13 protein-coding genes are annotated in these 15284 nt (G+C 69.6%); 8 read left to right on the plus strand and 5 right to left on the minus strand.

From position 1 onward, the window contains the following. Positions 1-7: 7 nt before the first annotated feature. Both ITJ56_RS10775 and ITJ56_RS10780 read right to left on the minus strand, forming a co-directional pair. Entirely contained in the window at positions 8-976 is a 969-nt protein-coding gene (locus ITJ56_RS10775) for a beta-ketoacyl-ACP synthase III (protein ID WP_194630579.1), read from the minus strand. 66 nt (positions 977-1042) lie between these two features. Further along, complete coding sequence (locus ITJ56_RS10780; RefSeq protein WP_194630581.1) at positions 1043-1435, minus strand: ChaB family protein; 393 nt, start codon at positions 1433-1435, stop codon at positions 1043-1045. Positions 1436-1535: 100 nt separating this feature from the next. Here ITJ56_RS10780 and ITJ56_RS10785 point away from each other — a divergent pair, with 100 nt between their 5' ends. Beyond that, positions 1536-2507, plus strand: coding sequence for an aldo/keto reductase (locus tag ITJ56_RS10785; protein WP_194630583.1), 972 nt, complete (start codon positions 1536-1538; stop codon positions 2505-2507). A gap of 240 nt (positions 2508-2747) precedes the next feature. On the opposite strand, the gene ITJ56_RS10790 is transcribed toward ITJ56_RS10785, so the two are convergent. After that, positions 2748-4022 carry an ammonium transporter gene (locus ITJ56_RS10790; protein WP_194630585.1) on the minus strand — a complete coding sequence of 425 codons (1275 nt, stop codon included), beginning with the start codon at positions 4020-4022 and terminating at the stop codon, positions 2748-2750. 221 nt (positions 4023-4243) lie between these two features. Beyond that, positions 4244-5266, minus strand: a complete 1023-nt coding sequence (gene zapE, locus ITJ56_RS10795) for a cell division protein ZapE (RefSeq protein ID WP_194630593.1) — start codon at positions 5264-5266, stop codon at positions 4244-4246. Positions 5267-5390: 124 nt separating this feature from the next. Between zapE and ITJ56_RS10800 the strand changes: the two genes are divergently transcribed. The 7 genes from ITJ56_RS10800 (at position 5391) to ITJ56_RS10830 (ending at position 14878) form a co-directional block, all read left to right on the plus strand. Further along, positions 5391-6302 carry a sulfurtransferase gene (locus tag ITJ56_RS10800; protein WP_194630595.1) on the plus strand — a complete coding sequence of 304 codons (912 nt, stop codon included), beginning with the start codon at positions 5391-5393 and terminating at the stop codon, positions 6300-6302. Next, positions 6299-6757 (plus strand): SufE family protein, encoded by a 459-nt coding sequence (locus ITJ56_RS10805; RefSeq protein ID WP_194630597.1) that lies wholly within the window; start codon positions 6299-6301, stop codon positions 6755-6757. The genes ITJ56_RS10800 and ITJ56_RS10805 overlap by 4 nt, the downstream gene beginning before the upstream one ends. Positions 6758-6888: 131 nt before the next feature. Beyond that, on the plus strand, positions 6889-12246 hold the full coding sequence (locus tag ITJ56_RS10810; protein ID WP_194630599.1) for a DUF6531 domain-containing protein: 5358 nt from the start codon (positions 6889-6891) through the stop codon (positions 12244-12246). A gap of 56 nt (positions 12247-12302) precedes the next feature. Next, positions 12303-12686 (plus strand): hypothetical protein, encoded by a 384-nt coding sequence (locus tag ITJ56_RS10815; RefSeq protein ID WP_194630601.1) that lies wholly within the window; start codon positions 12303-12305, stop codon positions 12684-12686. A 112-nt stretch (positions 12687-12798) separates the two neighbouring features. Continuing rightward, positions 12799-13668 (plus strand): DUF6188 family protein, encoded by an 870-nt coding sequence (locus ITJ56_RS10820; protein ID WP_194630603.1) that lies wholly within the window; start codon positions 12799-12801, stop codon positions 13666-13668. 59 nt (positions 13669-13727) lie between these two features. Further along, positions 13728-14390 (plus strand): hypothetical protein, encoded by a 663-nt coding sequence (locus ITJ56_RS10825; RefSeq protein ID WP_194630605.1) that lies wholly within the window; start codon positions 13728-13730, stop codon positions 14388-14390. Further along, positions 14387-14878 (plus strand): hypothetical protein, encoded by a 492-nt coding sequence (locus ITJ56_RS10830; RefSeq protein ID WP_194630606.1) that lies wholly within the window; start codon positions 14387-14389, stop codon positions 14876-14878. Before ITJ56_RS10825 ends, ITJ56_RS10830 begins: the two co-directional genes overlap by 4 nt. Here ITJ56_RS10830 and ITJ56_RS10835 read toward each other — a convergent pair. Continuing rightward, a partial coding sequence (locus tag ITJ56_RS10835; protein WP_228517497.1) for a ribonuclease E inhibitor RraB occupies positions 14875-15284 on the minus strand: 410 nt, incomplete at its 5' end. The genes ITJ56_RS10830 and ITJ56_RS10835 overlap by 4 nt on opposite strands.

The raw sequence follows: 15284 nt of genomic DNA on the forward strand, positions 1-15284 counted from the left end.
CGAGCAGCTAGAAGGACCGCACCGGCGTCGTGACGACCTGTCCGGCGTGCGCGAAGCCACCGCCGAACCCGAACAGCAGCGCCGGCACCCCCTCGGGCAGGTCCCCGCGCTCCCAGGCCTTCGACAGCCCGAGCGGCACACTCGCGGCCGAGGTGTTGCCGGACTCGACGACGTCGCGGATGACGAACTTCGACTCCCCACCGAGCGCGGTGACGAGCGGCTCGATGATCCGCAGGTTCGCCTGGTGGAACGCGAACACCTCGATGTCGTCCATGGTGAGCCCAGCGGCTTCGACGACGGCCCGGGCGTGGCCCTCCGCCTCGGTGATCGCCCAGCGGTAGATGGAGCGGCCCTCCTGGTTGAAGCGACCGGGTGCCCCTTCGACCCGGACGGCGTCGAGCAGGTGCGGCACGCTCCCCCACGACACGGGTCCGATCTCGGGGGTCTCTGCGACGCCGAGCACCGCGGCACCGGCTCCGTCACCGACGAGCACGCAGGTCGAGCGGTCGGTCCAGTCGGCGATGCCGGAGAGGACCTCGGACCCGATGACCAGGGCGACGTCGGCCGAACCGGTACGGATCGACTGGTCGGCAAGCCCGAGCGCGTACTCGAAGCCGCTGCAGGCGGTGTTGATGTCGATCGGCGCGGGGCCGTTCGTCATGCCGAGCGCGGCGGCGACCCGACCGGCCGTGTAGGGCGCGCGGTCCTGGTGGGTGGTGGACGCGACGATGACCAGGCCGACCGACGTCGGTGAGACGCCGGCGTCGGCGAGGGCGCGTCGTCCGGCCTCGATCGCCATCGACGTGACGGTGTCGTCGGGGCCGGCGATCCGTCGGGTCTGGATTCCGGTGCGTGTGCGGATCCACTCGTCGTTCGTGTCGACGATCGTCGAGAGCTCGTCGTTGGTCAGGACGCGTTCGGGCTGGTGGTGTCCGAACCCGAGGATCCGGCTGCCGCGGAGTGCTGGGATGTTCACCGTCGGCACGTTACCCCCTCACCCGGGCCCCACATGCCGATCGGGGCATCCGAGCGATCAGCACCGTCACTTCCGCGCGGCAGCCGTCGCCCGGTCGTTCGCTCTTCTGATCGCCGCGACGAGCTCGTCCTTGTCCATCTTCGAGCGGCCGCTGATGTCGAGACGCTTGGCGACGTCCATCAGGTGCGCCTTGGACGCCTTCGCGTCGACGCCACCTTCGGTGTTACCGGAACCTCGGGAGCCGGCGGCACCGGAGTCGGACGGGCCGGAGGACTCCTTCTCCTCCCAGTGGTCGCCGATCTTCTCGTACTCGTGCTTGACCGCGGCGAACGCGGTGCGGCGTGCCCGCTCTCCTGGTCCGTAGGACTCATTGGCCGAATCGAGCGCTGCGGTGAAGATCTCCTGCGCGTGCTCCGGGGATCGCTGCAGGGTGCTCGGGATCTCGTTCTCGGCTGGCATCGGTGGCTCCTCTCGGTCGACGTCCCCTGCCTACTCCCGCCACCCCGACCGGTACTCCCAGGGCCTGGTTCCCCCAGCGCGTCACGAGTAGACCGATGCCATGGACTACACACACCTCGGTCGCACCGGACTGTCCGTCTCCCGCGCCGTCCTCGGCACGATGAACTTCGGCCCGGAGACCAGCGAGGACGACTCGCACGCGATCATGGACCGGGCCCACGAGCTCGGCGTCAACTTCTTCGACACCGCGAACGGCTATGGCGGCTCGGTCGGCAAGGGTGCCACCGAGGAGATCATCGGACGGTGGCTCGCCAAGGGTGGTGGCCGTCGCGAGAAGACCGTCCTGGCCACCAAGGTCTACGGCGAGATGATCGACTGGCCGAACGGTGGCAAGCTCAGCGCTCTGAACATCCGGCAGTCCCTCGACGCCAGCCTGCAGCGACTGCAGACCGACCACATCGACCTCTACCAGTTCCACCACGTCGATCGTGCAACCCCGTGGGACGAGATCTGGCAGGCCGTCGACGTCGCCGTGCAGCAGGGCAAGGTCCTGTACGTCGGCTCGTCGAACTTCGCCGGCTGGCACATCGCTCAGGCGCAGGAGGCCGCGAAGCGCCGGAACACCTTCGGCCTGGTCAGCGAGCAGTCGATCTACAACCTCGTCGTCCGCGACATCGAGCGCGAGGTCCTGCCCGCCGCGCGCGCGTACGGACTCGGCGTCATCCCGTGGTCGCCGCTGCAGGGCGGCCTGCTCGGCGGTGTCATCGAGAAGACGGAGAACGGTTCCCGCCGACTGTCCGGCCGCAGCGCCGAGTACGTCGACGCGCACCGCGACCAGCTGCAGTCGTACGAGTCGTTCGCGAAGGAGCTCGGCCACACCCCCGGCGAGCTCGCGCTCGCCTGGCTCCTCCACCAGCCGGGCGTGACGGCCCCGATCACCGGTCCGCGCACGATGGAGCAGTGGGAGTCCGCCGTCCGCGCCGTCGACATCCGCCTGGACCAGCGTGCGCTCGACCGGCTCGACGAGATCTTCCCGGGGCACGAGACGTCGCCAGAGGACTACGCGTGGTGACGTCCCTGGCGCAACCAGCGGGTCGCTGACGCGACCGTCTGACGGGAGGCGCGGTGCGGGTCGGACCCGCACCTGGGCCCCCGCCCGCCGGTTCCGGGCCGACGCGCCAGCGGCGGACCGGCCGTGACCGGTGGGGAGCCTCCAGTCCGTGGTCACGTCGAGAACGCGACCGACGACACGACGACGGGCCCCGCGCTGCTGTGTGCGCGGGGCCCGTCGTCGTGCGGGTGGTGCGGATGACTACCGGGCGTTGACCGGGGTGTCGTCGCTCTGCTCGTAGAGGACGTAGCCCTCTTCACCGTGGACGGCGGTGTCGATGCCGGCGACCTCGTCCTCGGTCTTGACGCGGAAGCCGATCGTCTTCTCGATGATGAAGCCGATGACGAACGCCAGGACGAAGGAGTAGATGCCGACGGCGAGGGCCGCGGTGGCCTGCTTGCCGAGCTGCTCGAACGAACCCGAGTAGATCAGGCCGGTTTCGTTGGCGAAGAAGCCGAGGTACAGCGTGCCGACGATGCCGCCGACCAGGTGGACACCGACGACGTCGAGCGAGTCGTCGAAGCCCAGGCGGTACTTCCAGTCGATCGCGAAGCAGCAGATGATGCCGGCGACGAAGCCGAGCAGGATGCCCCAGCCCGGGGTGAGGTTGGCGCACGCCGGGGTGATCGCGACGAGGCCGGTGACGGCACCCGAGGCGGCACCCACGGACGTGGCCTTGCCGTCCTTGAGCTTCTCGATGAGCAGCCAGCCCAGGATCGCGGCGGCCGGGGCGGCCAGGGTGTTGACCCAGGCGATCGCGGCGATGCCGTCAGCGGCGCCCTCGGAGCCGGCGTTGAAGCCGAACCAGCCGAACCACAGGATCGCGGCACCGAGCAGGACGAAGGGCGGGTTGTGCGGCTTGTGCGCACCCTTGGCGAAGCCGACGCGCTTCCCCAGGACGATCGCCAGGGCGAGGCCCGCCGCACCGGCGTTGATGTGCACCGCGGTGCCACCGGCGAAGTCGATGACGCCCCACGTCGCGGCCCAGCCGGAGGTCAGGTTGAAGACCCACGAGGCGACCGGGAAGTAGACGACCGTGACCCAGACGCCGGCGAAGACCATCCACGCGCCGAACTTGGCGCGGTCGGCGATGGCACCGGAGATGAGCGCGACGGTGATGATCGCGAACGTCGCCTGGAAGCCGACGAAGGCCATCGACGGGTACGCCGCCTGGATGTCCGAGGACTGCGCCTCCTCGAAGGCCTGGCCGAGGCCGATCTGGTTCCAGTCGATGCTGAAGAACCCGACGACACCGGAGACCGCCGTGCCGTCACCGTGGTTGGCGAAGGCGATCGCGTAGCCGTAGACCACCCACAGGACGCTCACGAGCGCGATCGCACCGAACGACATCATCATCATCGAGATGACGGACTTGGCCTTCACCAAGCCGCCGTAGAAGAAGGCCAGGCCGGGTGTCATGAACAACACCAGCGCCGCCATCACCAACACGAAGGTCGTGTTCCCCTGATCAAGCATGTGTTCACCTCTCGATTGCACGAGCGGCTCTTGGACCGCCTCGGGTGCCACCGAGTCTGGCGACGGGACGTTTCACGAGGGGGCACGAAGTGTTTCGCGGATGTAACGCGACCGCGCCCTTTGTAAACGTCGTGTTTCGACCGGCCCGATGTCCCCTGCACAGGGGGCAGGAGACAGCGGTGGACAGATCAGTCCGGGACAGCGAGCAGATCGGGCGCCGGTCAGGCTCGGGTGAGCGCCACCACGCGGGACGCCGCCCGCAGGTACTTCTTGCGGTACCCGCCCTCGAGCATCGCGTCGGGGTACACCTGGTCGAGCGGCGTGCCCGAGGCGACGATCCGGACCTGCGCGTCGTACAGCCGGTCCACCAGGGCGACCCAACGCAGCGCGTCGGTCTGGTCGGTGAACCCGCGGACGTCGGTCAGCCCGACGGCGTCGAGGTCCTCGACCAGGGCGACGTACTTCGACGGGTGCACCGAGCCGAGGTGCGCGACCACGGCGCCGAAGTCGTCGAGCGTGACGGTCCCGGACGGCAGCGCGGCTGCGACGTCGGCGACGACCTGCGCTGACTCGTCCACCGCTCGACGACGGTAGTCGAGCCCGTCGATGCGCATGGTGTCGAACCGGTCCGACATCGCCTGGATCTCGCGCAGGAAGTCCTGCGCGGCGAAGCGCCCCTCGCCGAGCGCGCCCGGGGGCGTGTTCGACGTCGCGGCGAACCGGGTGCCGGTCTCGGTCAGCTCCTTGATGAGCCGCGTCATGACCATCGTGTCGCCCGGGTCGTCGAGCTCGAACTCGTCGATGCACACCAGGGCGGTCCCCCGCAGCAGGTCGACCGTGCCCTGGAACCCGAGCGCACCCACGAGCGCGGTGTACTCGATGAAGGTGCCGAAGGTCTTCCGCCCGGTGGCCGCGTGGTACGCCGCGGCGAGCAGGTGGGTCTTGCCGACGCCGAAGCCGCCGTCCAGGTACACGCCGGACTTCGCGGTCGGCTCCGCCGCCTGCTTCCGGCGCCCGAACAGGCCGCGCCGAGGGGTGTCGACGGGACCGGCGGCCACGAACGCAGCGACGGCATCGCGGACCGACGCCTGCGAGGCGTAGTCGGGGTCCGGCCGGTACGAGTCGAAGGACGCGTCCGTGAACTGGGGCGGAGGCACGAGCGCCGCAGCCATCTGCTGCGGGGTCACCTGCGGGTCACGGTCGACGAGGTGAGCTGACAATCGGGACGCCCTTCCGGGAAGCATGTCGTGCGGTGTCACGTTGCGTCAGGGGCACGGTACGTCCGCGTACCGTTGCCACAGGCACCGACGACCGATCCTAGTCCGGCGCCCGCACCGCGCTCCCCCGCATCCCCTGGAGGTACCCCCGATGACCGCACCGGTCGACCCGTCCGAGAAGTTCGCCGCCTACGCGCACCCGGAGCGCCTCGTCTCCACCGAGTGGCTGCAGGAGCAACTGGACGCGGGCGCGGGTGCCCCGGACCTGGTGGTCGTCGAGGCCGACGAGGACGTCCTGCTCTACGAGACCGGACACATCCCCGGCGCCGTGAAGATCGACTGGCACACGGACCTCAACGACCCGGTCCAGCGGGACTACATCGACGGCGCCGCGTTCGCCGAGCTCCTCGGCGGCAAGGGCATCGGCCGCGACACCACCGTCGTGATCTACGGCGACAAGAACAACTGGTGGGCCGCGTACGCCCTCTGGGTCTTCACCCTGTTCGGCCACGAGGACGTCCGCCTGCTCGACGGCGGCCGCGCCAAATGGATCGCCGAGGACCGCGCCCTGACCACCGACGAGACCCCGGTCACGGTCGTCGACTACCCCGTGGTCGAGCGCCACGACGAGACCGTCCGCGCCTTCAAGGAGGACGTCCTCGCGCATCTCGGCAAGCCCCTCATCGACGTCCGGAGCGCCCCGGAGTACAGCGGGGAGCGCACGACGGCGCCCGACTACCCGGAAGAGGGCGCGCTGCGCGGCGGCCACGTCCCCACCGCCGTGAACATCCCCTGGGCGACGGCCGCAGCTCCCGACGGCACCTTCAAGTCACGCGACGAGCTCGACGCCGTCTACCGCGACGGCGCCGGCATCGGTGACGCCGACGAGGTCATCGCCTACTGCCGCATCGGTGAGCGCTCGAGCCACACCTGGTTCGTCCTGCAGCACCTGCTCGGCTACGACAACGTCCGCAACTACGACGGCTCGTGGACCGAGTGGGGCAGCGCCGTCCGCGTCCCCATCGTGCAGGGATCCGAGCCGGGTACTGTTCCGAACCGATGAACGCCAGCACCGACGCACCAATCCCCGCCACCCTCGCTGAGATCCGTGACGACTTCCTCGCCCTGGGCCAGAAGGACCGCCTGCAGCTCCTGCTCGAGTTCTCGAACGAGCTGCCCGCGCTGCCCGAACGCCTGCAGGGGCACGAGGACGAGCTCGAACGCGTCGAGGAGTGCCAGTCCCCCGTCTTCATCACCGTGACGGTGGGCGAGGACGGCGACGCCCCGGACGTCGTCCGGATGCACGCCGCCGCCCCGCGGGAGGCACCGACCACGCGCGGCTTCGCCTCGATCCTGGCGCAGGGCCTGTCCGGCCTGACGGTCGAGCAGGTCCTCGCCGTCCCGACGGACTACCCGTTGACCATCGGCCTGTCCGAGGCGGTCAGCCCGCTGCGAATCCGCGGCATGGTGGGCATGCTCGGACGCGTCCAGCGGCAGGTGCAGGCGGCGGTCGCGTAGACACGAGCACGTGACGGACGGGAGGCGCGGTGCCAGCTGGCACCGCGCCTCCCGTCCGTTCCTTCTTTCGGATGCATGCGGTCCTCTGGCATTTCAGTGGCTGGCCGTGACAGGATGGGCCGGTCAGCACCATGGGGGGAATTGACGATGGCGAAGATCCACGGGAACGATCCACCGGCTACTCGTACAGCGCGGCGGACACGCTCAAATCGGCTTCGACGGCGCTCGCGTCGTCGATCGGCGGCCAGTCCGGGTCGCGGTCGTCGTCGGTGACGACGGCGAGTGCGGAGTTCCGGGGGTACTTCTCCGAGGTCTTCGCCGACAACGCCGACATCGGTGCCCGAAGCGCGACCAAGCTCGTCGAGTCGTTGCAGAGCCTGTCGGGCTTCGTGCAGGAACTCCGCGACGCCGCGAAGGACGAGGACGACCGGCGGAAGCAGGCGAAGGCGTGGGACGCCCGCAAGCGTGAACGCGAAGAGAACCTGCTCGTCGCCGCCGGGCACGAGGTCTCGACGTGGTTCGGTGGCGGTGACGACCCGAAGCCGCCGGAGCCGGAACCGGAGCCGCGGCTGCAGGCGGACGAGGTCAGCGTCAAGGGGCGGGAGATCCCCGCGGGCGGTGGGACGAGCGGTGGGACGTCGTCGGCCGTCCCCGCAGACCTCCGCTCCTTCGAGGCGAACACGCGCACGCTCGACTCCGACCTGTCGGGTGCCGTCTCCACGTTCCGCAACGCCCTGAGCGACTACGAGGCCGAGTGCAACCCGTGCTGGGGCACCTTGAACGCCCAGTCGCTGCTGACCGCCGTCAACGACTGGCTCACGGCGAACGGGCAGGACGCCGACTGGGCGGGCACCGTCGCAGCGCAGTTCGAGGCCGCCGGTGCTGGTGCAGCGCCCGCGACGCTGTCGGACGCGGCGATCGCGGCGGCCCTGTCCTCGGCGGGGATCGACGCCGGACGTGACGACTTCACCATCGGGCCGTTCTCGGCGATGGGGACGCCCCCGACGAACGGGTTCGCCGACGACCCGGTCAACACCGCTACCGGCAACTTCCTCGAGCCCGAGACCGACCTGTCGTTCGCCGGGCAGGCGGCGTCGCTCCGGCTCACCCGGATGTACAACTCGCTCGACGGCCGCGTCGGGGTGTTCGGGCTCGGGTGGTCCTCGATCCTCGACATCCGGCTCGAGGTCAGCGACGATGCTGCCTCGGTCGTGCTGGACGACGGTCGGCAGGTCGACTTCCCGCGGCAGGGGGACGGGTGGAGCCGCGGCGTCGGCGAGGACCTGTGGCTCCGGGCCGAGCGAGACTCGCTGGTCGTCCAGGACAACGCCGGGGGTCGCTGGACGTTCACGCCGTCCGGACTGTGGCTGAGCAGCGGTCGCGGACCGGGTACCGAGGTGACGGTGCGCCGCGACGAGCAGGACCTGGTCACGCGGCTCGCGCACGTGTTCGGTCGCTTCATCGACATCGAGTACACCGGCGATCGGGTCGCCTCGGCGACGGCGTCGGACGGCCGACGCGTCGAGTACCACTACGACGACGGTCGTCAGCTGGTCCGGGCGACCGATGCGGTCGGGCGTCGCCGGTACCGCTGGAACGCGGACGGCCTGATCGACCGGGTGACCGCTGCGACGGGGGTCGTCGAGTGCGAGAACACCTACGACGCCCGGGGGCGCGTCACCGAGCAGCGCACGCCGTTCGGGCGGCGCGTGCGGTTCGCGTACCTGCCGGGCCGCGTCACCTCGGTCTCCGACGTCGACGGCGACCACTCCAACACGTGGATCGCCGACCGGAAGGGTCGGGTCGTCGGGATCATCGACACCGACGGGCGGCGTCAGTCGATGTCGTACGACCCGCACGGCAACCTCGTCTCGGTGACCGAGCGCGACGGGCAGGTGACCGTCCACGGGTACGACGAGCGGGGACGGCGCGTCCGGACCGTGACGCCGGAGGGCGCCGATCTGACCTTCGGGTACGACGAGCAGGACCGCATGACCACGGTGGTCACCGCGAACGGCGGGGTCGTCGAGTACGAGTACGCGGGCGACGACCGGAACCCCTCCGTCGTCATCGACCCTGTCGGCGGTCGCACGCTGCTCGAGTGGCGGGACGGCCTGCTCGTGGGGACGACCGATCCGATGGGCGTCGTCGTCGCCTTCCACCACGATGCGTCCGGTGAGCTCATCGGGGTCGAGAACGCCGTCGGCGACACCGCGCAGTTGGTCCGCGACGCCGGAGGCCGGATCGTCGAGGCCGTCACACCGCTCGGCAACCGCACGCGGTACCGGTACGACGGCGCCGGCCTGCTCACCGCACGCGAGGACCCGGACGGCGGGCTGTGGCGGTTCGAGCACGGCGACGGCGGGCGGGTCACCGCGACGATCGACCCCACCGGCGCGCGCACAGAGATCACGTACGGCCAGCACGGTGAGGTCGTGTCGACCACCGACCCGCTCGGTCGCGTCGTCACGAAGGACTTCGACGCGTTCGGCAACGTGTCATCGATGACCCTGCCCGACGGTGCCGAGTGGGCGTTCGTGCACGACGCGCTCTCCCGGCTCGAAGCGGTGGTCGACCCGGCCGGCGGCACGTGGACGCGGGAGTACGACCCGATCGGAGCGCTCGGCGCCACCGTCGACCCGACCGGTGTCCGCACCGAGGTGGGGCGCTCGCGCGCGGACGGCGTCTCCACGGTCCGCGACGCCTTCGACGCCGTGTCCGTCACGACCGACGAGTTCGGTCGTCCGACCCGGCTCGAGCACGCGGACGCGTCCGCCGAGCTCACGACGTACGACGCCTGTGGCCGACCGGTCGAACTCGTCGACGCGGACGGTGGGCTCACCCGAATCGATCGTGACCTCGCCGGCCGGGTCGTCGCCGTCACAACGCCGGCGGGCCGCACCACCCGGTACGAGTACGACGCCTGCGGTCGCCCGGTCAGCGCGATCGACCCGGCCGGCGCACGCACCACGCTGACCTACGACGCGGATTCGCGGGTCGTCGCGCGCACCCTGCCGACCGGCGAGGTCGCCCGGACCGAGTACGACCGCCAGGGTCGGGTCGTCCACGCCGACGTCCCCAGAGTTGGCACCGTGCGGTACCGGTACGACCGCGTGGGTCGGGTCGTGTCGGCGCGCGACACCCGTTTCGGCCAGCGGACCTTCCGCTACGACGCCGCCGGGCAACTCGTCGCCGCGGTGAACGGGCTTGGCGGCACCACCCGGTACGAGTACGACCAGCGTGGGCGCCTCGTCCGTACCGTCGATCCGCTGGGTGGGGTGACCTTCCGCACGTACACGCAGCTCGACAAGGTGGCCTCGTCCACCGATCAGCTCGGTCGCACGACGACGGCGACCTACGACGCGGCCGGGCGCCAGCTCACCCAGACGGACCCGGACGGCAGCGTCCTGCGGTGGGAGTACGACGCGGCCGGTCGTGAATCCGCGCAGTACGCCGGCGATCGGCTGATCGGCCGCATCGACCGCGATGCGCGTGCTCGCACGGTGACGATCACCGACGAGACCCGTCCCGACTCCCCCGCCACGCACGTCCTCGAGTTCAGCCGACTGGGCCAGCTCGTCCGCCGTGCCACCGGCGCGCGCCAGACCCGGTGGACCGACGATGCCGACGGACTCCGCACCTCGGTGCAGTCCCCTGACGGGTCCACGACCCGGTACGAGCACGACGCCACCGGGCGGGTCGTTCGCGTCGACCACTCGGCCTTCGGCGAGGTCCGGTACGAGCACGACGCGGCGGGGCGGCTCCTGCAGGCCCGCGCCGGCGATCAGCTGCAGACCTGGGAGTACGCGAACGGACACGTGGTCCGCCACGCGCGCATCGACGCGGACGGCACGTACGCCAGCACGATCGAACGCGACGCCGACGGGCGCATCACCCGGGTCGACGGACCCGGAGGGAGCACCACCTACGAGCACGACGATGCCGCGCAGCTGGTGGCGTCCGTCCAGGACGGCAGTCGCACGGGCTGGGTCTACGACGCGGCGGGTCGCCTGGTCGAGGAACGGACGGACTCCGGGGCCCGACGGTTCACGTACGACGCCGCCGGACAGCTGAGCAGGGTCGACGCTCCGGACGGATTGCCCGAGGTGGAGTACGCCTACGACGGCGCTGGTCGTCGGGTGCAGGCGCTCCGAGCCGACGGCATGACGACCACGTACGGCTGGACCCCGCAGGGTCACCTCATCGGGGTGGCGGAGACCACCGCGGCAGGCAGCACCACGACGGACCTGCACGTCGACGCCCTCGGCGAACTCGCCGAGGTGGACGGCGTCTCGATCGACTGGGACACCGCCGCGTTCGCGCCGACGCTCCTCGCTGTCGGTGACACACCGGTCGTCCGCGCTCCCGGCGGCCTGACCGGGGTGGACGACGGTTGGACCACGAGCGGTCGGCGCACCACGAGAGCAGCCGACGACGCCGACCCGTGGCAGACGCTCGTCGACCTCGGCGGCTCCGGCCTGCCCGGCGGCATCGCACTCGGCGCCGACGGTTCGCTGCAGGTCGCCGGCCTGGAGTGGATGGGCGCCCGCGCCTACGACTCGTCGTCGCGCGGCTTCCTGTCCGTCGACCCGGTCACCGCGCCCGCGGGAGCAGCCTGGGCGGGCGCCCCGTATTCGTTCGCCGGCAACGATCCGCTGCACGCCATCGACCCGCTCGGACTCGCGCCGGTCACCGACGCCGAGCTGGAGGCCTACGCGGCGGCCGAACAGGGTCCGCTCGCCCGTGCCGCCGCGGCCACCGGCGACTGGTTCGCGGGCAACTGGGAGTACGTCGCCGGTGGAGCCATGGTCGTCGCGGGAGGGGTGCTCGTCGCCACCGGGGTGGGTGGTCCGGTCGGCATGATGCTCATCAGCGCCGGTGCCGACACCATCATCCAGAAGGCCACCACCGGCGAGGTGAACTGGGGCCAGGTCGCCGTCAGCGGGGCCTTCGGTGCGGTCGGCGGTGGTGCCGGTGCCCTGATCGGGAAGCACCTGCTCGGCAACGCCGCCGAGGGCGCGGTCGAGAACGTCGCGAACTACGCCGTGAGCGGCCAGCCGGTGACCCCCGGTGGCCTGCTCCGGAACGCAGCCGAGGGTGCGGCGACGTCGGCGGCCACCGGCGGCACGATGTCGAAGGTGCACCTGCCGACGTCCGTAGCGAAGCTCGGCGACGAAACGCCTCAGGTGAGGGTGGTTCCCGACGGCCAGTGGTTCCCACGGCGCCCCCTCCCACGGGATGGTGTGGGCAACGACCTCCCTGACTCTGAGTTTCCCCATACCCAACTGGGGTGGCGCAAGAGCCGCAAGGAGCCCTACCCACAAGCGAGAGAATTCGCCAATAATGGGGAGGTTGTGCGCACCATTGACTTCACGGACCATAATAACCCTGATCTGCACACCAATCCACACCAACACAGGGCAGTACCTAATCCGACCGGCGGCACTGCCCAACGGGGCGATCCTGAGCCCCTACCGGAGCTCGAATGATTCTATTTCAACGTCCAATTTATTCCGCACCCGTGGGGACAATAACGTTCCCGAATGTGTACAACGCGATCAATCCGCCACCTTTGCGTTGGTTACTAACCGACCTATGGATGACAGTGATACCCGGGTCGAGATTGAATGTCCTTGAGTTGGAGAGCAAGGTCACCCAAAGCGACGAACCGGGGCTGTGGGTGACGCATGGCGAGATGCTGGAAATCGTTCGGTGGTGTGACCAGATGATCGACGGTGAGTTCCTGGGCCACCTCACGACCGGCAATCCAGAAACCTTCGCCCCGGTCGTTCGCATCGATTTCTTCGATAGCACGACTGCGACCGTGGTTATCGACGAAACAATAATCAACCCGTCGAAGGAATTGGCAAGTCTTCTGGGAACCGGTGTCGCACAATCGCACATGACAACGCGTGACACCCTGATCTGACTGCGGCCGAAGACGGTCGAGAGTTGTTTCAGCAGCTCGAATCCGCCTTCGGTCCGTCGGTCTTGCGGACCGTGCTACCCAATCTTCTGGCCGTGAGAAGCACGAGTAAGCGATGCAGCGAGAGCAGCTCCTGAACAGCAATCCGTACGAGGGGACGATCATGGTCGCTGTCACGGCGATGCCCGGTGGCGCTCTGGCGACCGTCGAGGGCGCGGTCACGCTCGACTTCATCGGCGTCGACTTCCGGCTCGACCTGCGCTTCACCGACGGCGCAAGCGTGCAGCTCGAATCTGCGTTCACCGTCACGGATGGATCCCGGGGCAGCGTGGTCGTCGATCCGGAGCGCAAGGATTCGCTGCTCCCCATCCTGCGGTTGTTCGGCACAGAACTCGTCCGGCGATCCGTCGAGGGCGACACGCTCACGCTCGTCTTCGCTGACGGAGAGACCCTCGTCGCCGGTCCGGACGGCGAGTTCGAGTCCTGGCACGGCTCTGGGTCGAAGGGGCATCCGGTTCGTGTCGATCCGCCAGAGGGCAGTACGAGCCCCGGTGCGGAAGAAGCCCTGAGGGTGCGGGTTCCGGGTCCACCCTTCGCGCTGGACATCGCCGGCGACACCGTCGACTTCATCGGCATCGAATCCGACGTGACGATCCGCTTCTCGAGCGGTGCGTCGCTCCGGTTCGAGACCGACTTCGCGCTGACCGGCTCCGACGGGGAGCACGCGTTCCACGATCCCGGTGACAAACCCTCCCTGCTCGCCCTCCTCGCGCTGCACACCGAGGTCGTGTCGGACGGTGTAGTCACGGGCTCGCGGATCGCCATCCGGTTCGCCTCGGGTGCGTTGCTCGAAGGTTGGTCGAACCGCCGAGGTCCGTCCTGGCACTACAGCGAACCGGGGCGAGCACGGGTCGACATCGATGCCCTGCCCGACGACGAGGTCCGGTACCGACACAGCCCTTCGTCCGCGGAGATCCGACGGTGACGGGCGCGCCCCCTGACATCTCGGCCCACCATCTCCGAGCGGTCACCAACGGAACGACTGTGGACCTGCCAGATCGTGTCGTCGATGTCCTCGCCGCAGTGGGATCGGACGCGGAGGTGCTCGTCTCCGACGTGTCCGCACGCTCGTTCGCAGCCGTCATCCGGCGGACCTACTCGAAGCAGGAGCCGAACCTCGTACCGTTCATCGACCCACTCGAAGCCCTCGGGGACGAGCTCGTCCTGATCTGTCAGGTCGAGCACGGCGACGAACTCGTGACGGTCGTGTTGCGCGCGACGGACCGGACGCTCGTGGCTGCCACGGCGATCGACCGCTCCGTCGGACTCGTCCACATCACCGTCCAGGAGCTGTGCAGGCGCCTGCGCGCATCAGACGCCCCGGGGGCGGAACTGGCGCTCGAGGTGGCATCGCAGTGTCCGGCCGAGGTCCGGGTCCGCATCTTCGAACAGGGCGCCCTTTCGACGGCACGGACCTTCCTGACGAAGTACACGATGGCCGCCGACAGTGGCTCCGACGTTCGCGGGCTCGACGAGTTCGCCCGTGTGCTCGCACCGCTCGGCGACGCGCAGCCGGGGCTCTCCACCGTGCAGGCTGACACCGCAGTCGCGATCATCGCGTTCACGCCGGGCAGGACCGACGTCCTCGCTGCCATGAGCGTGGGCGGCTTCTCGCCACAGGTCGAGACAACAGAGGAGACCGGATGACCACGACGTTGCCGAACGACCTCGAGATGGTCACGTACACGATCCCCGCTGATCACATCGTGCTGCCCGATCTGGTCCAGTTCTTCTCAGAGCTCGATTCACCCGAGCTCGTCTGGGTCCTCACGACGCTGTACGCCGTCACGTCCCCTGACCAGTTGGTCGAGGCGCTCCCGCTCGAACGCCGCGTCAACGCGGCAGAGGAACCAGGGCTCATCCTCAGCCACGCCGAGGCGACGGAGATCGCTGACAGCATATGGCAGCTCATCGACGGCGAGTTCCTCGGGTACCTCCCCGGCTCGGACCTGACCGACGAGACGAACCTGGTCGTCCGCATCGACGCATTCGACAGCGGCGAATGGACGGTGACGGTCCGACCGCCGCTCACGACGATGAGCGATGCCTTCGACCGGGCGCACGGCCCAGCGCAGCCCGGCCGACCGGCGACCCGTCTCGAGGAGTTCGGGCGAGGCCAGCAAACGACGATCTAGATGCTCGCCTCGTAGCCGTCCCACTGCGCGCCGGAGGTCTCCGCGGTGATCCCTTCGAAGAACCGCACCGCCTCGCCGAGTCGGGCGTCGTCGACGAGCACGTTTTGCTGATCGGCGGCGACGTACCACTCCGCACCCGACGGCTTGACTGCGACGTTCCACCCGGCGGCCGCGATCCGCGCGGAGGCTGCCTTGGCGGACCCTTCGTCCGGGAAGTAGACGAAGTGCACCCAGTCGCGCGGCTGGGACAGGTCGCCGCCCCGCTGCACGATCTGCTGCAGCACGGGGTTCGTCGGCAACGAGGGCACCGTCTCGGGGCGCTTGCGGAACGACCACATGGGTCGAGTGTCGCAGACGGCACCACCGACAGACGGGAGGCGCGGTGCCAGCTGGCACCGCGCATCCC

Source organism: Curtobacterium sp. VKM Ac-1376 (genome assembly GCF_015351025.1).
Classification (GTDB): Bacteria; Actinomycetota; Actinomycetes; order Actinomycetales; family Microbacteriaceae; genus Curtobacterium.